At 71.0% G+C, this 19,080-nt stretch carries 15 protein-coding genes; 2 read left to right on the forward strand and 13 right to left on the reverse strand.

What is annotated here, in order from left to right; translation table 11 throughout:
* Nucleotides 1–10 precede the first annotated feature (10 nt).
* Nucleotides 11–2,746: a fumarate reductase/succinate dehydrogenase flavoprotein subunit gene (locus OHA91_RS16215; RefSeq protein ID WP_328739528.1), complete on the forward strand. Its 2,736-nt coding sequence runs from the start codon at nucleotides 11–13 to the stop codon at nucleotides 2,744–2,746.
* Between the two features lie 127 nt (nucleotides 2,747–2,873).
* Nucleotides 2,874–3,485 (forward strand): hypothetical protein, encoded by a 612-nt coding sequence (locus OHA91_RS16220; protein ID WP_031152585.1) that lies wholly within the window; start codon nucleotides 2,874–2,876, stop codon nucleotides 3,483–3,485.
* A gap of 92 nt (nucleotides 3,486–3,577) precedes the next feature.
* On the opposite strand, the gene nuoN is transcribed toward OHA91_RS16220, so the two are convergent.
* Genes nuoN through OHA91_RS16285 form a run of 13 tightly spaced genes read right to left on the reverse strand, consistent with a single transcriptional unit; the run spans nucleotide 3,578 to nucleotide 19,080 of the window.
* On the reverse strand, nucleotides 3,578–5,233 hold the full coding sequence (nuoN, locus tag OHA91_RS16225) for an NADH-quinone oxidoreductase subunit NuoN (protein ID WP_031152582.1): 1,656 nt from the start codon (nucleotides 5,231–5,233) through the stop codon (nucleotides 3,578–3,580).
* Nucleotides 5,230–6,846 (reverse strand): NADH-quinone oxidoreductase subunit M, encoded by a 1,617-nt coding sequence (locus OHA91_RS16230; protein ID WP_031152580.1) that lies wholly within the window; start codon nucleotides 6,844–6,846, stop codon nucleotides 5,230–5,232. Before OHA91_RS16230 ends, nuoN begins: the two co-directional genes overlap by 4 nt.
* A gap of 1 nt (nucleotide 6,847) precedes the next feature.
* Nucleotides 6,848–8,743, reverse strand: coding sequence for an NADH-quinone oxidoreductase subunit L (gene nuoL / locus OHA91_RS16235; RefSeq protein WP_266498555.1), 1,896 nt, complete (start codon nucleotides 8,741–8,743; stop codon nucleotides 6,848–6,850).
* Between the two features lie 9 nt (nucleotides 8,744–8,752).
* The gene (gene nuoK, locus OHA91_RS16240) at nucleotides 8,753–9,052 is read right to left on the reverse strand and encodes an NADH-quinone oxidoreductase subunit NuoK (RefSeq protein ID WP_030653455.1); all 300 of its coding nucleotides are present in this window, start codon (nucleotides 9,050–9,052) and stop codon (nucleotides 8,753–8,755) included.
* The gene (locus OHA91_RS16245; protein ID WP_031152575.1) at nucleotides 9,049–9,855 is read right to left on the reverse strand and encodes an NADH-quinone oxidoreductase subunit J; all 807 of its coding nucleotides are present in this window, start codon (nucleotides 9,853–9,855) and stop codon (nucleotides 9,049–9,051) included. The genes nuoK and OHA91_RS16245 overlap by 4 nt, the downstream gene beginning before the upstream one ends.
* Nucleotides 9,852–10,454, reverse strand: a complete 603-nt coding sequence (gene nuoI / locus OHA91_RS16250; RefSeq protein WP_031152572.1) for an NADH-quinone oxidoreductase subunit NuoI — start codon at nucleotides 10,452–10,454, stop codon at nucleotides 9,852–9,854. Before nuoI ends, OHA91_RS16245 begins: the two co-directional genes overlap by 4 nt.
* Nucleotides 10,447–11,811 (reverse strand): NADH-quinone oxidoreductase subunit NuoH, encoded by a 1,365-nt coding sequence (nuoH, locus tag OHA91_RS16255; protein WP_328739529.1) that lies wholly within the window; start codon nucleotides 11,809–11,811, stop codon nucleotides 10,447–10,449. The genes nuoI and nuoH overlap by 8 nt, the downstream gene beginning before the upstream one ends.
* Entirely contained in the window at nucleotides 11,808–14,312 is a 2,505-nt protein-coding gene (locus OHA91_RS16260; RefSeq protein ID WP_031152566.1) for an NADH-quinone oxidoreductase subunit G, read from the reverse strand. Before OHA91_RS16260 ends, nuoH begins: the two co-directional genes overlap by 4 nt.
* The gene (nuoF, locus tag OHA91_RS16265; RefSeq protein ID WP_031152563.1) at nucleotides 14,309–15,685 is read right to left on the reverse strand and encodes an NADH-quinone oxidoreductase subunit NuoF; all 1,377 of its coding nucleotides are present in this window, start codon (nucleotides 15,683–15,685) and stop codon (nucleotides 14,309–14,311) included. Before nuoF ends, OHA91_RS16260 begins: the two co-directional genes overlap by 4 nt.
* Nucleotides 15,685–16,440 carry an NADH-quinone oxidoreductase subunit NuoE gene (nuoE, locus tag OHA91_RS16270; RefSeq protein WP_078959382.1) on the reverse strand — a complete coding sequence of 252 codons (756 nt, stop codon included), beginning with the start codon at nucleotides 16,438–16,440 and terminating at the stop codon, nucleotides 15,685–15,687. Before nuoE ends, nuoF begins: the two co-directional genes overlap by 1 nt.
* Nucleotides 16,437–17,780: an NADH-quinone oxidoreductase subunit D gene (locus tag OHA91_RS16275; RefSeq protein ID WP_031152558.1), complete on the reverse strand. Its 1,344-nt coding sequence runs from the start codon at nucleotides 17,778–17,780 to the stop codon at nucleotides 16,437–16,439. The genes nuoE and OHA91_RS16275 overlap by 4 nt, the downstream gene beginning before the upstream one ends.
* Complete coding sequence (locus OHA91_RS16280; RefSeq protein WP_328739530.1) at nucleotides 17,780–18,529, reverse strand: NADH-quinone oxidoreductase subunit C; 750 nt, start codon at nucleotides 18,527–18,529, stop codon at nucleotides 17,780–17,782. Before OHA91_RS16280 ends, OHA91_RS16275 begins: the two co-directional genes overlap by 1 nt.
* Nucleotides 18,526–19,080, reverse strand: a complete 555-nt coding sequence (locus OHA91_RS16285; protein WP_030028258.1) for a NuoB/complex I 20 kDa subunit family protein — start codon at nucleotides 19,078–19,080, stop codon at nucleotides 18,526–18,528. The genes OHA91_RS16280 and OHA91_RS16285 overlap by 4 nt, the downstream gene beginning before the upstream one ends.

The following is a 19,080-nucleotide window of genomic DNA, read 5'->3' on the forward strand; positions in this document are numbered from 1 at the left end:
GGGCCGCACCATGGACATCCCCGCGATCGGCGACGCCGAGGAAATCTCCTGCGACGTCCTCGTCATCGGCGGCGGCACCGCCGGCACGATGGCGGCGCTGACCGCCGCCGAGCGCGGGGCGCGCGTGCTGCTGCTGGAGAAGGCGCACGTCCGCCACTCCGGCGCCCTCGCCATGGGCATGGACGGGGTCAACAACGCGGTCGTCCCCGGCCGCGCCGAGCCGGACGACTACGTCGCCGAGATCACCCGCGCCAACGACGGCGTCGTCGACCAGTCCACGGTGCGGCAGACGGCCACCCGCGGCTTCGCGATGGTGCAGCGCCTGGAGTCGTACGGGGTGAAGTTCGAGAAGGACGAGCACGGCGAGTACGCGGTGCGCCAGGTCCACCGGTCGGGCTCGTACGTGCTGCCCATGCCGGAGGGCAAGGACGTCAAGAAGGTCCTCTACCGGCAGCTGCGGCGCCGCGAGATGCGCGAGCTGATCCGGATCGAGAACCGGGTGATGCCGGTGCGGGTCCTCACCGCGCCCGACGACGGCCGGGCGATCGGCGCGGCCGCTTTCAACACCCGCACCGGCGCGTTCGTGACCGTGCGCGCCGGGGCGGTGGTCCTGGCCACCGGCCCCTGCGGGCGGCTCGGGCTACCGGCGTCGGGCTACCTGTACGGCACGTACGAGAACCCGACGAACGCCGGTGACGGCTACGCCATGGCCTACCACGCGGGCGCCGCGCTGACCGGTATCGAGTGCTTCCAGATCAACCCGCTGATCAAGGACTACAACGGTCCGGCGTGCGCGTACGTCGCGAACCCGTTCGGCGGCTACCAGGTCAACCGGCACGGCGAGCGGTTCGTGGACTCCGACTACTGGTCGGGGCAGATGATGGCGGAGTTCGCAGCCGAACTCGCCTCCGACCGGGGCCCGGTGTTCCTGAAGCTCAGCCACCTGCCGGAGGAGTCCGTGGCCTCCCTCGAATCGATCCTGCACACCACGGAGCGGCCGACCCGCGGCACCTTCCACGCGAACCGCGGCCACGACTACCGCACCCACGACATCGAGATGCACATCTCGGAGATCGGCCTGTGCGGCGGGCACTCGGCCTCGGGCGTCCGCGTCGACGACCACGCCCGCACCACCGTCCCGCGGCTGTACGCGGCCGGTGACCTGGCCTCCGTACCGCACAACTACATGATCGGCGCCTTCGTCTTCGGCGATCTGGCGGGCGCGGACGCCGCCCGGTACTCCCCGTACGAGGGCGAGCTGCCCGCCGGCCAGCTGGCGGCCGCGCACGAGCTGGTCTACCGGCCGCTGCGCCATCCGGACGGGCCGCCGCAACCGCAGGTGGAGTACAAGCTGCGGCGGTTCGTGAACGACTACGTGGCCCCGCCGAAGACGGGCGCGAAGCTGTCCCTCGCCGTGGAGGCCTTCGACCGGATGGCCGGCGAGATCGAGGAGATGGGCGCCACCACCGCGCACGAGCTGATGCGGTGCGCGGAGGTGTCCTTCATCCGGGACTGCGCGGAGATGGCCGCCCGGGCCTCGCTGGCCCGGACGGAGTCGCGCTGGGGTCTCTACCACGAGCGGACCGACCATCCGCAGCGGGACGACGCGGGCTGGCTGCACCACCTGGACCTGCGCAAGTCGGCGTCGGGGGCGATGGAGTTCACCGCGCGGCCGGTGGAGCCGTACCTGGTGCCGGTGGACGGGTTCACCCCCGTGGGCGGCCCCGAGCGGCACCTGGGCGAGGTCGAACTGGTGCCGGTGGCGACGGCCGGTCCCCGGCGTACGCCTCCGGCGGCGCGGGCGGGCTCGGCGGCCGCGGCGACGTCCGCCGGAACCACCGCGGCCGCCGCCGGGACTGCCGGGACTGCCGTCGGCTCCTCGCCGCGGATCCTCGAACTCCTCGCGCTCGCCGAGGAGTCCCCGGACCTCACCGCCCTGCACCCGTACCTGACCGACGCGGATCCGGCCGTGCGGGGCGCCGCGGTGGCCACGCTCGGCGAGACCGTGCCGGCCGGCGCCGGACCGGCGCTGGCGGCCCGGCTCGCGGACGGCGACCCCGCGGTACGGGCCGCCGCCGCGGGGGCGCTGCGGGAGCTGCTGGAGGTCCTGCCGGGCGATCCCGGCCTGGCGGCCGGGCTGCGGGCGGCCCTCGCGGTGCCGGACCCGGCGGTGCGCGCGGCCGCGCTCGAAGCGCTGCGGGCGCTGCGGCTCGGGGACGCCGGGCTGTACGCGGCCGCGCTCGCGGACGCCGAGGTGGACGTACGGATCCATGCGGTGCGGGGTCTGGTGTCCGTGGACGCGGCGACGGAGCTGGCCGCGGCCGCCGGGGACCCGGCCCGCGAGGTCAGGGTGGCCGTCGCCAAGGGCCTGGCCGCGGTGCGCGATCCGGCGCCGGCGCCGCTGGACCCGCTGCTCTCGGACGCCGACCCGCTGGTGCGGGGTGCGGCGCTGGGCGCGCTGGCCTCGGTCGGCTGCCCGGACGGCTACGCCCGTACCGCGGTGGCGGCCCTGGCCGATCCGGCCTGGCAGGTGCGCGCGGGGGCGGCGGCCGGGCTGTCGGCGGCCGCCGCGGGGACGGCCGTACCGGCCCTGGCGACGGCCTTGGCCGACGCCGACGCGGACGTCCGCAAGGCGGCGGTGCTGGCGCTGCTGGCCCACCGGGAATCGGGGGAGGCCCGGGCGGCCCTCGCCACGGCGGTCGCCGACCCCGACGCGGACGTCCGGGCGTACGCGGCCCGCGCCTGACCGGCGGGCCCGGCGGGCCCCGGGCCCCCGTTCGGAGGCGCGCCGCGTGCGGCGCGCGGGGCGGGCCGGGATGGTGGACGGACGCGGGAACCCGTACCCCGTACCCCCACCGCGAGGAGCCGCCGCCATGACCGTACGCAGCCTGAGGACCCTCGTCACCTGCGCGGCCGCCGTGTCGCTCGGCCTGACCGCCGTGGCCCCGGCCCACGGGGTCGAGGGGCCCGCGCCCGACCCGCACAACGCGAAGGCCATGCGGGACATGGCGACGGCGATCGCGGCGACCGCCAAGTACGCGGACGAGCGGCAGGCCATCAGGGACGGGTACGTCCCGAAGGGCGAGGAGTGCATGACGAACCCGTTCGGGGTGGGCGCCATGAACTACCACTACGTCAAGCAGGCCAACTGGGGTTCGAAGGACCCCGCGAGGCCCACCGCGCTCCTCTACAGCCGGGAGAAGGACAGGAACGGCCGCCGCCGGCTGGAGACCGTGGAGTGGATGTCCACCGACCGGGACCAGGACCTGAAGACCGCCGACGACCGGCCGAGCATGTTCGGCCTGCCCTTCGACGGCCCCATGCCGGGCCACTGGGCGGGCATGCCCAAGCACTACGACCTGCACATGTGGGCGTACAAGAAGAACCCGGCCGGCCGCTTCCACAACTGGAACCCGGCCCTGACCTGCCCGAAGAAGGCCCCCACCCCGGGCAAGCCGGCCGCCGCCCACGCGCACGGCCACTAGGCCGTGCGCGCGGTAGGGCGCGGGCGCCCCGAGTGATGCCACAGGGCCCGGCCCCCCGAAGGGGCCGGGCCCTGTCGCGTGCGGCGGACCGGTCAGCGGACGAAGGTGCTCGCCTGTCCCGCCAGTTCCAGGAAGTACTGCGGCGCCAGGCCCAGTACCAGGGTGACCGCGACGCCCACCGCGATGGTCGTCATCGTCAGCGGCGAGGGGACGGCCACCGTCGGGCCGTCGGCCTTCGGCTCGCTGAAGAACATCAGGACGATCACCCGGATGTAGAAGAACGCGGCGATCGCGGACGACAGGACACCGATCACGACCAGCGCTCCGGCGCCGCCCTCCGCCGCCGCGCTGAACACGGCGAACTTGCCCGTGAAGCCGGACGTCAGCGGGATGCCGGCGAAGGCGAGCAGGAACACCGCGAAGACGGCCGCGGTCAGCGGCGAACGCCGGCCCAGACCCGCCCACTTGGACAGGTGCGTCGCCTCTCCGCCCGCGTCGCGCACCAGCGTGACCACCGCGAACGCGCCGATCGTCACGAAGGAGTAGGCGAGCAGGTAGAAGAGGACGGACTGGACGCCCTCCTCCGAGGTCGCGATCACACCGGCCAGGATGAAGCCGGCGTGCGCGACGGAGGAGTACGCCAGGAGCCGCTTGACGTCCGTCTGGGTCACGGCGATCACCGCGCCCGCCAGCATCGTGACGATGGCGACCGCCCACATCACCGGACGCCAGTCCCAGCGCAGGCCCGGCAGGACCACGTACAGCAGTCGCAGCAGGGCGCCGAACGCGGCCACCTTCGTCGCCGCCGCCATGAAGCCGGTGACCGGGGTGGGGGCGCCCTGGTAGACGTCCGGGGTCCACATGTGGAAGGGGACCGCACCGACCTTGAAGAGCAGGCCCGTCATGATCAGCGCACCGCCCATGAGCAGCAGCACGTCGTTGCCCATGGTGCCGGCCAGCGCCGGGTCGATCTTCGTGATCGTGCCGTCGACCACGTCGGCGATCACCGCGTACGACACGGAGCCCGCGTAGCCGTAGAGCAGCGCGATGCCGAAGAGGAGGAAGGCGGAGGAGAAGGCGCCCAGCAGGAAGTACTTCACCGCGGCCTCCTGCGACATCAGCCGCTGGCGGCGGGCGACGGCGCAGAGCAGGTACAGCGGGAGGGAGAAGACCTCCAGGGCGACGAACAGCGTCAGCAGGTCGTTGGCCGCCGGGAAGATCAGCATTCCGGCGATCGCGAACAGGGCCAGCGGGAAGACCTCGGTGGTGGTGAACCCCGCCTTGACCGCTGCCTTCTCGCTGTCGCTGCCCGGTACCGACGCTGCCTGGGCGGCGAAGGAGTCCACCCGGTTGCCGTGCGCGGCCGGGTCCAGGCGCCGCTCGGCGAAGGTGAAGACCGCGACGACCGACGCCAGCAGGATGGTGCCCTGCAGGAAGAGCGCGGGGCCGTCCACGGCGATGGCGCCCATAGCGGCGATGTGCGCCTTCGTCGAGCCGTACCCGCCGGCCGCGAGGCCGACCACCGCGGCGAAGGCCGAGGCCAGCGCGGCGAAGGCGAGGAAAACCTGGACGTAGTAGCGGGACTTGCGGGGCACGAAGGCCTCCACGAGGATCCCGACGACCGCCGCGCCCACCACGATCAGCGTGGGAGCGAGCTGCGCGTACTCGATGACCGGCGCCGGGATCCGGCCGGCCGGCGTGTCGGCCGCCAGTGTCCACAGGCTGTGGGCGGAAGTCAGTGTGCTCACTTCGCCTCCTCCCCGTTCTTGGCTTCGACGGCGACCTCGGGCTTCGGGTCCGTCTGCTTCACGTCCGACATGGTGTGCTCCACCGCCGGGTTGACGATGTCGGTGAGGACCTTCGGGTAGACGCCCAGCCCGATCAGCAGCGCGATCAGCGGGGCGACCACCAGGACCTCGCGCAGGTGCAGGTCCGGCATCGTGCGGACCTCCTCCTTCACGGGCCCGGTCATCGTGCGCTGGTAGAGCACGAGCGTGTAGAGCGCGGCCAGCACGATGCCGACGGTGGCGATGATCCCGACGACCGGGTAGCGGGCGAACGTGCCCACCAGGACCAGGAACTCGCTGACGAAGGGCGCGAGGCCCGGCAGCGAGAGCGTGGCGAGGCCGCCGATCAGGAAGGTCCCGGCGAGGACCGGGGCCACCTTCTGGACGCCGCCGTAGTCGGCGATGAGCCGCGAGCCGCGCCTCGAGATCAGGAAGCCGGCCACCAGCATGAGCGCCGCCGTCGACAGGCCGTGGTTGACCATGTAGAGGGTGGCACCGGACTGGCCCTGGGAGGTCATCGCGAAGATGCCCAGGATGATGAAGCCGAAGTGCGAGATGGAGGCGTAGGCCACCAGCCGCTTGATGTCCCGCTGGCCGACGGCCACCAGCGCCCCGTAGACGATGCTGATCAGGGCCAGGACGAGGATCACCGGCGTGGCCCACTTGCTGGCGTCGGGGAAGAGCCCGAGGCAGAAGCGGAGCATCGCGAAGGTGCCGACCTTGTCGACGACCGCGGTGATCAGGACGGCGACCGGGGCGGTGGACTCGCCCATCGCGTTCGGCAGCCAGGTGTGCAGCGGCCACAGCGGTGCCTTCACTGCGAACGCGAAGAAGAAGCCGAGGAACAGCAGCCGCTCGGTGTTGGTCGCCATGTCCAGGGTGCCGGCGGCGCGGGCGGCGGTGATCTCCTGGAGCGAGAAGTTCCCCGCGACCACGTACAGGCCGATGACGGCGGCCAGCATGATCAGGCCGCCGACCAGGTTGTAGAGGAGGAACTTGACCGCCGCGTAGCTGCGCTGCGCGGCCGCGTTCTCGTCGCTGCCCGAGTGGGCCCGGTCCCCGAAGCCGCCGATGAGGAAGTACATCGGGATGAGCATGGCTTCGAAGAAGATGTAGAAGAGGAAGACGTCGGTGGCCTCGAAGGAGATGATCACCATCGCCTCGACCATCAGGATCAGGGCGAAGAAGCCCTGGGTCGGGCGCCAGCGCGAGGGCTGCCACGTGGCGGAGCCGCTCGTGGGCTCTGCCAGCGGGTCGGCGTCGTGCCAGCCGGCCGCGATCACGAAGGGGATCAGGAGCGCGGTGAGTCCGATGAGGACGACGCCGATCCCGTCCACGCCCAGTTCGTAGCGGACGCCGAAGTCGGCGATCCAGGGACGGGATTCGGTGAGCTGGTAGCGGTCGCCACCGGGTTCGAAGCGGACCGCGACGAGCACGGCCAGGGCCAGTGTCACCAGCGAGAAGAACAGCGCGAGCCACTTGGCGGCGGTCCGGCGGGCGGCCGGGACGGCCGCCGTGAGGATCGCGCCGACCGCGGGCACCGCGGCCGTGACCGTCAGAAGCGGGAAGTCCATGTCACACCGCCCTCATCAGCAGGGTCGCGGCGATGAGGATCGCCGTGCCCCCGAACATCGAGACCGCGTAGCTGCGGGCGTAGCCGTTCTGCAGCTTGCGCAGGCGGCCCGAGAGCCCGCCGACCGAGGCGGCCGTCCCGTTGACCACCCCGTCGACCACGCTGTGGTCGAGGTACACGAGCGAGCGGGTCAGGTGCTCCCCGCCGCGCACCAGCACGACGTGGTTGAAGTCGTCCTGGTACAGGTCGCGGCGGGCCGCCCGGGTGAGGAAGGAGCCGCGCGGGGCGACGACCGGAACGGGCCGCTTGCCGTACATCGCCCAGGCGATGCCGACTCCGACGAGCAGCATCACCATGGTGGCCGCGGTGACCGTCATGGCGCTGACCGGCGGGTTGCCGTGCGAGTAGCCCGTGACGGGCTCCAGCCACTTCAGGAAGCGCTCGCCGATCTCGAAGAAGGCGCCGGCGAAGACCGACCCGAAGGCGAGGATGACCATCGGGATGGTCATGGACTTCGGGGACTCGTGCGGGTGCGGCTCGTGGCCGTCCGCGTCCGGCTGCCAGCGCTTGTCGCCGAAGAAGGTGAGGAGCATGACGCGGGTCATGTAGAAGGCGGTGATGCCGGCGCCCAGCAGGGTGACCCCGCCGAGGATCCAGCCCTCGGTGCCGCCCTTCGCGAAGGCCGCCTCGATGATCATGTCCTTGGAGAAGAAGCCTGACAGGCCCGGGAAGCCGATGATCGCCAGGTAGCCGAGGCCGAAGGTGACGAAGGTGACCGGCATGTACTTTCGCAGGCCCCCGTACCTGCGCATGTCGACCTCGTCGTTCATCCCGTGCATCACGGAACCGGCGCCGAGGAAGAGGCCGGCCTTGAAGAAGCCGTGCGTCACCAGGTGCATGATCGCGAAGACGTAGCCGATGGGGCCGAGGCCCGCGGCGAGGATCATGTAGCCGATCTGCGACATCGTCGAGCCCGCCAGGGCCTTCTTGATGTCGTCCTTCGCGCAACCGACGATCGCACCGAAGAGCAGCGTGACCGCGCCGACGACGGTGACCACCAGTTGGGCGTCGGGCGCCGCGTTGAAGATCGCCGCCGAGCGGACGATCAGGTAGACGCCGGCCGTCACCATGGTGGCCGCGTGGATCAGGGCCGAGACCGGCGTCGGGCCCTCCATCGCGTCCCCGAGCCAGGACTGCAGCGGGACCTGCGCCGACTTGCCGCAGGCGGCCAGCAGCAGCATCAGGCCGATCGCCGTGAGCGTGCCCTCGGACGTCTCGCCCACCGCGCCGAACAGGGGCGTGAAGGCGAAGGTCCCGAAGGTGGTGAACATCAGCATGATCGCGATCGACAGGCCCATGTCGCCGACGCGGTTGACCAGGAAGGCCTTCTTCGCGGCCGTGGCCGCGCTGGGCTTGTGCTGCCAGAAGCCGATCAGCAGGTACGAGGCGAGGCCCACGCCCTCCCAGCCGAAGTACAGCAGCAGGTAGTTGTCGGCGAGGACCAGCAGCAGCATGGCCGCGACGAACAGGTTCAGGTAGCCGAAGAAGCGGCGGCGGCGCTCGTCGTGCTCCATGTACCCGATCGAGTACACGTGGATGAGGGTGCCGACGCCCGAGATCAGCAGGACGAAGGTCATCGACAGCTGGTCCAGCTGGAACGCCATGTCCGCCTGGAAGCCCTCGACGGGGATCCAGGTGTACAGGTTCTGGGTCAGCGTCCGGTCGTCGGCGCTGCGCCCCAGCATGTCGGCGAAGAGCACGACGCCGATCCCGAAGGAGACGGCCGCGAGCAGGGTGCCGATCCAGTGGCCGGTCTTGTCGAGGCGCCGGCCGCCGCAGAGCAGCACCACCGCTCCGAGCAGGGGCGCCGCGATCAGCAGCGCAATCAGGTTCTCCACAGCGACCCCTTACAGCTTCATCAGGCTGGCGTCGTCGACCGAGGCCGAGTGGCGGGTACGGAACAGCGACACGATGATCGCCAGGCCGACCACGACCTCCGCGGCGGCGACGACCATCGTGAAGAAGGCGATGATCTGGCCGTCGAGGTTGCCGTGCATCCGGGAGAACGCGACGAAGGCGAGGTTGCAGGCGTTGAGCATCAGCTCGACGCACATGAACAGCACGATCGCGTTCTTGCGGATCAGCACCCCGGTGGCGCCGATCGTGAACAGCAGGGCCGCCAGGTACAGGTAGTTGACCGGATTCACTTCGAGGCCTCCTCACGGCCGAGGCGCTCCGCGGAGCTCTGCTCCAGCGCCTTGAGGTCGTCGAGCGCCTCGCCGGACACGTCGCGGATCTGGCCGCGGGCGCGGAGCGTCTGGCTGACGGTCAGCTCGGACGGGGTGCCGTCCGGCAGCAGGCCGGGAACGTCCACCGCGTTGTGCCGGGCGTAGACGCCGGGCGCGGGCAGCGGCGGGAGCTGCACGCCCTCGCGTACGCGGCGCTCGGCCAGCTCGCGCTGGGTCGCGGCCCGTTCGGTGCGCTCGCGGTGGGTGAGCACCATCGCGCCGACGGCCGCGGTGATCAGCAGCGCGCCGGTGATCTCGAAGGCGAAGACGTACTTGGTGAAGATCAGCTGCGCCAGGCCCTCGACGTGCCCGGCGGAGTTGATCCGGCCGAGCCCGTTGAAGTGGCCCAGTCCGGCGTGGCCGATGCCGGCGAACAGCAGGATGCCGAAGCCGAGCCCGCACAGGAGGGCCAGCCAGCGCTGTCCCTTGATGGTCTCCTTCAGGGAGTCGGCGGCGGTGACGCCGACGAGCATGACCACGAAGAGGAAGAGCATCATGATCGCGCCGGTGTAGACGATGACCTGGACGACGCCCAGGAAGTACGCCCCGTTGGCGAGGTAGAAGACCGCCAGGATGATCATCGTCCCGGCGAGGCTGAGGGCGCTGTGCACGGCCTTCTTCATCAGGATCGTGGCCAGCGCGCCGATGACGGCGACCGTGCCGAGGATCCAGAACTGCACGGCCTCACCGCTGGAGGTGACGGTCGCGGCGACGGCGCTCATGCCCCCACCTCCGCGGCGTTCCCGTCGGCCGCCCCGGCCGGCTCCTCCCCCTTGGAGACCGCCACCTGCCGGACGGTGCCCGGGGCGGCGCCCGTCACCAGTCCGCGGTAGTAGTCCTGCTCGTCGGTGCCGGGGAAGACCGAGTGCGGGGCCTCGACCATGCCCTCGGTCAGCCCGGCGAGCAGCTGGTCCTTGGTGTAGATGAGCGACTCGCGGCTGGAGTCGGCCAGTTCGAACTCGTTCGTCATGGTCAGCGCCCGGGTCGGGCACGCCTCGACGCACAGCCCGCACAGGATGCAGCGGGCGTAGTTGATCTGGTAGACCCGGCCGTACCGCTCACCCGGGGAGTAGCGCTCCTCCTCGGTGTTGTCCGCGCCCTCCACGTAGATGGCGTCGGCGGGACAGGCCCAGGCGCACAGCTCGCACCCGATGCACTTCTCCAGACCGTCGGGGTGCCGGTTGAGCTGGTGCCGTCCGTGGAAGCGCGGGGCGGTCGTCTTCTGCTGCTCCGGGTACTGCTCGGTGAGGCGCTTCTTGAACATGGCCTTGAAGGTCACGCCGAAGCCGGCCACCGGGTTCTGCCACTTCTCGTCAGACATTCTCAGCACCCTCCTCTCGGTCACTGTCGGTGTTCGCCCCGCCGCTGACGATCAGCTCGCGCTCGCTGCGGGGCCGCCTGCGCGGTACGGGTGCCAGGTGCTGGCCGGGCTTGGGCGGTACGGGGAACCCGCCCGCCAGCGGATCGAAGGGCGCGGTGTCCTTGCCGGCGTCCGCGGCCGAAGCCTTCTCGCGCTTGTCGCGGAAGACGTCCGCGACGAAGGAGAGCAGCAGGACCGCCACGACGGCGCCGCCGACGTAGAGGGCGATGTCCGCGATCTCGTACGCCTCGTTGCGCAGGGCCCGGACGGTGGCGACCATCATCAGCCAGACCACGGAGACCGGGATCAGGACCTTCCAGCCGAGCTTCATCAGCTGGTCGTAGCGCACGCGCGGCAGCGTGCCGCGCAGCCAGATGAAGAAGAAGAGGAGCAGCTGCACCTTGAGGACGAACCAGAGCAGCGGCCACCAGCCGTGGTTCGCGCCCTCCCAGAACGAGCTGATCGGGTACGGGGCCCGCCAGCCGCCGAGGAACAGCGTGACCGAGACCGCCGAGACGGTGACCATGTTGACGTACTCGGCGAGCATGAACAGCGCGAACTTGATGGACGAGTACTCGGTGTTGAAGCCGCCGACCAGGTCGCCCTCGGACTCCGGCATGTCGAAGGGGGCGCGGTTCGTCTCGCCGACCATCGTGACGACGTAGATGATGAAGGACACCGGCAGCAGCACGATGAACCAGCGGTCCTGCTGGGCCTCCACGATCGCCGAGGTCGACATCGACCCGGAGTAGAGGAAGACCGAGGCGAAGGCCGCGCCCATCGCGATCTCGTAGGAGATCATCTGGGCGCAGGAGCGCAGGCCGCCGAGGAGCGGGTACGTGGAGCCGGAGGACCAGCCCGCGAGGACGATGCCGTAGATGCCGACCGAGGCCACCGCGAGGATGTAGAGCATCGCGATGGGCAGGTCGGTCAGCTGCATCGAGGTGCGCTGGCCGAAGATGGAGACCTCGTTGCCGGCCGGGCCGAAGGGGATCACCGCGATGGCCATGAAGGCCGGGATCGCCGCGATGATCGGGGCCAGGACGTACACCACCTTGTCGGCCCGCTTGACGATGATGTCTTCCTTGAGCATCAGCTTCACGCCGTCGGCGAGCGACTGGAGCATGCCCCAGGGGCCGTGCCGGTTGGGGCCGATGCGCAGCTGCATCCAGGCGACGACCTTGCGCTCCCACACGATGGAGAAGAGCACCGTCACCATCAGGAAGGCGAAGCAGAACACCGCCTTGATGAGGACGAGCCACCAGACGTCCCGTCCGAAGAGGGACAGGTCCTCGGCAGCGAGTTGAACGGTGTTCACGCGCCCACCTCCGCAGTGGTGTCGCCTGCGCCGGCCGGGGTCGCCGGGCCGATGCGTACGAGGGTGCCCGGGCGGGCTCCGGCGTCGGCGAGGACGCCGGAGCCGGTGGAGTTCAGCGGGAGCCAGACGACGCGGTCGGGCATCTCGGTGATCCGGAGCGGGAGTTCCACGGTGCCGGCGGGGCCGGTGACCGCGAGGACGTCACCGTCCTTGACGCCCGTCTCTGCGGCCGTGGCGGCCGACAGCCGGGCACTGGCCTCGTGCCGGGTGCCGGCCAGGGCCTCGTCGCCCTCCTGGAGCCGGCCCTGGTCGAGGAGGAGCCGGTGGCCCGCGAGGACCGCCTCGCCGACGCCCGGACGGGGCAGCGGCACCGGGGCGGTGGACTGCTCGGCTGCGAGCTCGCCCTCCCAGGGGCCGAGCCGCTCCAGCTCCCGGCGTACGGCGTGCACGTCGGGCAGTGCGATCGGCCGGTCGGCGGCGTCGGCCAGCATGTGCAGAACGCGGGCGTCGGCCGGAGCGAGCCTGCGGGTCATCTGGTCGGGCTTGAGCGCCGCCTCGAACGGGCGGACCCGGCCCTCCCAGTTGATGAACGCGCCCGCCTTCTCGGCGACCGCGGCGACCGGCAGGACCACGTCCGCGTGGTCGGTGACCTCGCCGGGCCGCAGCTCCAGGGAGACCACGAAGGCCTCCTGCAGGGCGGTCCGCGCGCGGGCCGGGTCCGGCAGGTCGGTGACCTCGACGCCCGCGACCAGCAGCGCGGACAGTTCCCGGGTGGCCGCCGCCTCGATGATCTGGCCGGTGTCGCGGCCGTAGCGGTGCGGGAGTTCGTCCAGTCCCCAGGCGGTGGCGACCTCGTCGCGGGCCCGCGGGTCGGTGGCCGGACGGCCGCCCGGCAGCAGCGACGGCAGCGCGCCGGCCTCGACGGCCGCCCGCTCCCCGGCCCGGCGCGGGATCCACACCAGCTTCGCCCCGGTCGCGGCGGCCGCCCGTACGGCGGCGGTGAGCGCGCCGGGCACGCCGGCGAGGCGCTCCCCGACGACGATGACGGCGCCCGGCCGGCGCAGCGCCTCGGCGGCTTCGGCGCCGCCCGCCTCCAGGCCGGTCCGCGAGGACAGTGCGTCGAGCCAGTCCGGCTCGGTGCCGGGGGCGGCCGCCAGCAGGGTGCCGCCGGCCTTGTCCAGTCCGCGGGTGGCGAAGGGGGCGAGGGCGAAGGTCCGCTGCTTGTGCCTGCGGTGGGCCTTGCGCAGCCGCAGGAAGACGCCGGGGGCCTCCTCCTCGGCCTCGATGCCGGCGAGCAGCACCGTGGGCGCCGCCTCCAGCGAGGTGTAGGTGACGCCGTCGCCGTCGAGGTCCTTGCCGGTGCCGGCGACGGTGGCGGCCAGGAAGTCGGCCTCCTCCGCGCTGTGCACGCGGGCCCGGAAGTCGATGTCGTTGGTGTCGAGGACCACCCGCGCGAACTTGGCGTACGCGTAGGCGTCCTCCACGGTCAGCCGGCCGCCGGTGAGGACCCCGGCCCGGCCGCGCGCGGCGGCGAGCCCGTTCGCCGCGGCCTCCAGGGCCTCGGGCCAGCTCGCCGGTTCCAGAACCCCGGCGGCGCTGCGCACCAGCGGGGTGGTCAGCCGGTCCGGGCGCTGCGCGTAGCGGAACCCGAAGCGGCCCTTGTCGCAGAGCCACTCCTCGTTGACCTCGGGGTCCTCCGCGGCGAGGCGCCGCAGCACCTTGCCGCGGCGGTGGTCGGTACGGGTCGCGCAGCCGCCCGCGCAGTGCTCGCACACGCTCGGGGAGGAGACGAGGTCGAAGGGGCGGGAGCGGAAGCGGTACGCGGCCGAGGTGAGGGCGCCGACCGGGCAGATCTGGATGGTGTTGCCGGAGAAGTACGACTCGAAGGGGTCGTCCTCGCCGGTGCCGACCTGCTGGAGCGCACCGCGTTCCAGGAGCTCGATCATCGGGTCGCCGGCGATCTCGTTGGAGAAGCGGGTGCAGCGGGCGCACAGCACGCACCGCTCCCGGTCCAGCAGGACCTGCGTGGAGATCGGGACGGGCTTCTCGTAGGTCCGCTTCCTGCCCTCGAAGCGGGACTCGGCGTTGCCGTGCGACATCGCCTGGTTCTGCAGCGGGCATTCGCCGCCCTTGTCGCAGACGGGGCAGTCCAGCGGGTGGTTGATGAGCAGCAGCTCCATCACCCCGCGCTGGGCCTTGTCGGCGACCTCGGAGGTCAGCTGGGTCTTGACGACCATGCCGTCGGTGCAGGTGATGGTGCAGGAGGCCATCGGCTTGCGCTGGCCCTCGACCTCGACGATGCACTGGCGGCAGGCGCCGGCCGGGGGGAGGAGGGGGTGGTCGCAGAACCGGGGGATCTCGATGCCGAGCTGTTCGGCGGCGCGGATGACGAGGGTGCCCTTGGGCACCGAGAGCTCGACCCCGTCGATGGTCAGCGAGACCAGGTTCTCCGGCGGGACGGCGGCTTCTCCCCCGGAGGCGGCCGTAGTGGTGACGGTCATGCGTTCACCTCCGTGTCGGCCCAGAGGGTCGACTTCCTGGGGTCGAAGGGGCAGCCCTTGCCCGTGATGTGCTGCTCGTACTCCTCGCGGAAGTACTTGAGCGAGGAGAAGATCGGGCTGGCCGCGCCGTCGCCGAGGGCGCAGAAGGACTTGCCGTTGATGTTGTCGGCGATGTCGTTCAGCTTGTCGAGGTCGGACATGACGCCCTTGCCGGCCTCGATGTCGCGGAGCAGCTGGACCAGCCAGTAGGTGCCTTCGCGACAGGGCGTGCACTTGCCGCAGGACTCGTGCGCGTAGAACTCGGTCCACCGGGTGACGGCCCGCACCACGCAGGTGGTCTCGTCGAAGCACTGGAGGGCCTTGGTGCCGAGCATCGAGCCGGCGGCGCCGACGCCCTCGTAGTCCAGGGGGACGTCGAGGTGCTCGTCGGTGAACATCGGGGTGGAGGAGCCGCCCGGGGTCCAGAACTTCAGCCGGTGCCCGGGGCGCATGCCGCCGCTCATGTCGAGGAGCTGGCGCAGGGTGATGCCGAGCGGGGCCTCGTACTGGCCGGGTCCGACGACGTGCCCGGAGAGCGAATACAGCGTGAAGCCGGGGGACTTCTCGGTCCCCATCGACTTGAACCAGTCCTTGCCCTTGTTCAGGATCGCGGGAACCGAGGCGATGGACTCGACGTTGTTGACGACAGTGGGGCAGGCGTAGAGCCCCTCGACGGCAGGGAAGGGGGGACGCAGCCGGGGCTGGCCGCGCCGGCCTTCGAGGGAGTCGAGCAGCGCCGTCTCCTCGCCGCAGATGTAGGCGCCCGCGCCCGCGTGCACCGTGATGTCGAGGTTGCGACCGGTGCCGTCGATGTCCTTGCCGAGGTATCCGGCCGCGTACGCCTCGCGCACGGCCTCGTGCAGGCGCCGCAGGACGGGCACCGTCTCCCCGCGCAGGTAGATGAAGGCGTGCTCCGAGCGGATCGCGTAGCAGGCGATGATCATTCCCTCGATGAGGGAGTGCGGGTTGGCGAAGAGGAGGGGGATGTCCTTGCAGGTTCCCGGCTCCGACTCGTCGGCGTTCACGACGAGGTAGTGGGGCTTCCCGTCGCCCTGCGGGATGAACTGCCACTTCATTCCGGTGGGGAAGCCGGCGCCGCCGCGTCCGCGCAGACCCGAGTCCTTCACGTAGGCGATGAGGTCGTCCGGGGTCATCGCGAGCGCCTTGCGCAGGCCTTCGTAGCCCTCGTGGCGCCGGTAGGTCTCCAGCGTCCACGATTCGGGTTCGTCCCAGAAGGCCGACAGGACGGGGGCGAGGAGCTTCTCCGGGCTGGTCCCTCCCCCGGCCTCCGGCCGGGAGGTACCCCCGTTGCTCAGTTCAGAGGACACGGACATCACTCCCCTCCCTCGGTGGTGCTCTCGCCGCGCGGGTGGACGATCGGGGTGTGCGGGGGCTCGCCGCGGGCGATCCGCAGCCCGATCAGGGAGGCGGGACCGGCGCCTCCGGTGGCCTCGACCGCGCCCGCCCGCTCGTCCGGGAAACCGGCCAGGATCCGGGCGGTCTCCTTGTAGGTGCACAGCGGCGCACCCCGAGTCGGGGAGACCTCGCGGCCGGCCAGCAGGTCGTCGACCATGGCCTTGGCGGAGTCGGGGGTCTGGTTGTCGAAGAACTCCCAGTTGACCATCACCACGGGGGCGTAGTCGCAGGCCGCGTTGCACTCGATGTGTTCGAGGGTGACCTTGCCGTCGGGGGTGGTCTCGTTGTTGCCGACCCCCAGGTGCTCCTTGAGCTCCTCGAAGATGGCGTCGCCGCCCATGACCGCGCACAGGGTGTTGGTGCAGACGCCGACCTGGTAGTCACCGGAGGGCTTGCGCCGGTACATCGTGTAGAAGGTGGCGACGGCGGTGACCTCGGCGGTGGTCAGCCCGAGCGTCTCGGCGCAGAAGCGGATGCCGGTCTTGGAGACGTAGCCCTCCTGCGACTGGCACAGGTGCAGCAGCGGGAGCAGCGCCGAGCGGCTGTCGGGGTAGCGGGCCACGACTTCCTTCGCGTCCGCTTCGAGGCGTGTCCGTACCTCCGCCGGGAAGTCGGGGGCGGGGAGCTGGGGCATGCCCAGCGAGACCCCTCGGTTCTGAGGACTGGCGGTCATCGGTCGACGCCTCCCATCACGGGGTCGATGGAGGCGACGGCGACGATGACGTCGGCGACCTGGCCGCCCTCGCACATCGCGGCCATGGCCTGCAGGTTGGTGAAGGACGGATCGCGGAAGTGGACCCGGTAGGGGCGGGTTCCGCCGTCGGAGACGACGTGGACGCCGAGCTCGCCCTTGGGCGATTCGACGGCGGCGTACGCCTGCCCGGCCGGTACCCGGAAGCCCTCGGTCACCAGCTTGAAGTGGTGGATGAGGGCCTCCATGGAGGTGCCCATGATGTTCCTGATGTGGTCGAGCGAGTTGCCGAGGCCGTCGGGACCCATGGCCAGCTGCGCCGGCCAGGCGATCTTCTTGTCGGCGACCATCACCGGGCCGGGCTCCAGCCGCTCCAGGCACTGCTCGACGATCCGCAGCGACTGGCGCATCTCCTCCAGGCGGATCAGGAACCGCCCGTAGGAGTCGCAGGTCTCGGTGGTCGGCACGTCGAACTCGTAGTTCTCGTAGCCGCAGTACGGGTCCGACTTGCGCAGGTCGTGGGGCAGGCCGGCGGAGCGCAGGATCGGGCCGGTGGCGCCGAGCGCCATGCAGCCGGAGAGGTCGAGGTAGCCGACGTCCTGCATGCGGGCCTTGAAGATGGGGTTGCCGGTGGCGAGCTTGTCGTACTCCGGCAGGTTCTTCTTCATGGTCTTGACGAACTCGCGCAGCTGGTCGACGGCGCCCGGGGGCAGGTCCTGCGCGAGGCCGCCGGGGCGGATGAACGCGTGGTTCATGCGCAGCCCGGTGATCAGCTCGAAGATGTCGAGGATCAGCTCGCGGTCGCGGAAGCCGTAGATCATGATCGTGGTCGCGCCCAGCTCCATACCGCCGGTGGCGATGCACACCAGGTGGGAGGAGAGCCGGTTGAGTTCCATCAGCAGGACGCGGATGACGGTGGCGCGGTCCGGGATCTGGTCGGTGATGCCGAGCAGCTTCTCGACGCCGAGGCAGTACGCCGTCTCGTTGAAGAACGGCGTCAGGTAGTCCATGCGCGTGACGAAGGTGGTGCCCTGCGTCCAGTTGCGGAATTCGAGGTTCTTCTCGATTCCGGTGTGGAGGTAGCCGATGCCGCAGCGGGCCTCGGTGACGGTCTCGCCGTCGATCTCCAGGATCAGCCGGAGCACACCGTGGGTGGACGGGTGCTGCGGACCCATGTTGACGACGATCCGCTCGTCGTCGGCCTTGGCCGCCGACTGGACGATCTCGTCCCAGTCACCGCCGGTGACGGTGTAGACGGTGCCCTCGGTCGTCTCGCGGGCGGAGGAGTGGTTGCCTGCTTCTTCATTCGTGATGGGGGACATCAGCTGTACGACCTCCGCTGGTCGGGAGCCGGGATCTGGGCGCCCTTGTACTCGACGGGGATGCCGCCGAGCGGGTAGTCCTTGCGCTGCGGGAAGCCCTGCCAGTCGTCCGGCATCATGATCCGGGTGAGGGCCGGGTGCCCGTCGAAGACCAGGCCGAAGAAGTCGTACGTCTCGCGCTCGTGCCAGTCGTTGGTCGGGTAGACGGAGACGAGCGAGGGGACCTGCGGGTCGCCGTCCGGGACGGAGACCTCCAGCCGCAGGATCCGGCCGTGGGTGAGCGAGCGCAGGTGGTAGACGGCGTGCAGCTCGCGGCCCTTGTCCCCGGGGAAGTGGACTCCCGAGACCCCGGTGCAGAGCTCGAAGCGCAGGGCGGGGTCGTCGCGCAGGGTCCGCGCGACGCGCACGAGGTGCTCGCGGGCGATGTGGAAGGTGAGCTCGCCCCGGTCGACCACCGTCTTCTCGATGGCGTTCTCCGGGAGCAGGTCCTGCTCCTCCAGGGCGCCTTCGAGCTCGTCGGCCACCTCGTCGAAGTAGGAGCCGTACGGGCGGGAGGTCGCACCGGGCAGGGCCACGGTGCGGACGAGGCCGCCGTAGCCGCTGGTGTCGCCGCCGTTGGCCGCGCCGAACATGCCCTTGCGGACGCCGATGACCTCGGGGCCCTGGGCGCGCGGTGCGGGAAGGCCGCTGCCGTCCGCGCCGGTCGCGCCGGTGTCGTTGCCGTTGTCCGGCTCTTGGGTCTCACTCACCGGAGCAGCCCCTTCATCTCAATGGTGGGGAGGGCCTTGAGGGCCGCCGCCTCCGCCTCGCGGGCCGCTTCCTCCCGGTTCACGCCGAGCTTTCCGCCCTGGATCTTCTGGTGGAGCTTGAGGATCGCGTCCATCAGCATCTCGGGGCGGGGCGGGCAGCCGGGGAGGTAGATGTCCACCGGGACGATGTGGTCGACGCCCTGGACGATCGCGTAGTTGTTGAACATTCCGCCCGAAGATGCACAAACCCCCATGGAGATGACCCATTTGGGAGCGGGCATCTGGTCGTACACCTGGCGCAGCACCGGCGCCATCTTCTGGCTGACCCGTCCGGCCACGATCATCAGATCGGCCTGGCGCGGGGAGCCGCGGAAGACCTCCATGCCGAAGCGGGCCAGGTCGTACCGGCCCGCTCCGGTCGTCATCATCTCGATGGCGCAGCAGGCGAGGCCGAAGGTCGCCGGGAAGACCGACGACTTGCGCACCCACCCCGCGGCCTGTTCGACGGTGGTCAGCAGAAAGCCGCTCGGCAGCTTCTCTTCCAGTCCCAT

Origin of the sequence: Streptomyces erythrochromogenes (assembly GCF_036170895.1) — a bacterium.
GTDB classification, from domain to species: Bacteria; Actinomycetota; Actinomycetes; order Streptomycetales; family Streptomycetaceae; genus Streptomyces; species Streptomyces erythrochromogenes.

Excerpts from the sequence above, each read along its gene's own strand:
- OHA91_RS16215 (WP_328739528.1), top strand. The coding sequence starts at position 11 with ATGGACATCCCCGCGATCGGCGACGCCGAGGAAATCTCCTGCGACGTC.
- OHA91_RS16220 (WP_031152585.1), top strand. The coding sequence starts at position 2,874 with ATGACCGTACGCAGCCTGAGGACCCTCGTCACCTGCGCGGCCGCCGTG.
- OHA91_RS16230 (WP_031152580.1), bottom strand. The coding sequence starts at position 6,846 with ATGGACTTCCCGCTTCTGACGGTCACGGCCGCGGTGCCCGCGGTCGGC.
- OHA91_RS16245 (WP_031152575.1), bottom strand. The coding sequence starts at position 9,855 with ATGAGCGCCGTCGCCGCGACCGTCACCTCCAGCGGTGAGGCCGTGCAG.
- nuoI (WP_031152572.1), bottom strand. The coding sequence starts at position 10,454 with ATGTCTGACGAGAAGTGGCAGAACCCGGTGGCCGGCTTCGGCGTGACC.
- OHA91_RS16260 (WP_031152566.1), bottom strand. The coding sequence starts at position 14,312 with ATGACCGTCACCACTACGGCCGCCTCCGGGGGAGAAGCCGCCGTCCCG.
- nuoF (WP_031152563.1), bottom strand. The coding sequence starts at position 15,685 with ATGTCCGTGTCCTCTGAACTGAGCAACGGGGGTACCTCCCGGCCGGAG.
- nuoE (WP_078959382.1), bottom strand. The coding sequence starts at position 16,440 with ATGACCGCCAGTCCTCAGAACCGAGGGGTCTCGCTGGGCATGCCCCAG.
- OHA91_RS16275 (WP_031152558.1), bottom strand. The coding sequence starts at position 17,780 with ATGTCCCCCATCACGAATGAAGAAGCAGGCAACCACTCCTCCGCCCGC.
- OHA91_RS16285 (WP_030028258.1), bottom strand. The coding sequence starts at position 19,080 with ATGGGACTGGAAGAGAAGCTGCCGAGCGGCTTTCTGCTGACCACCGTC.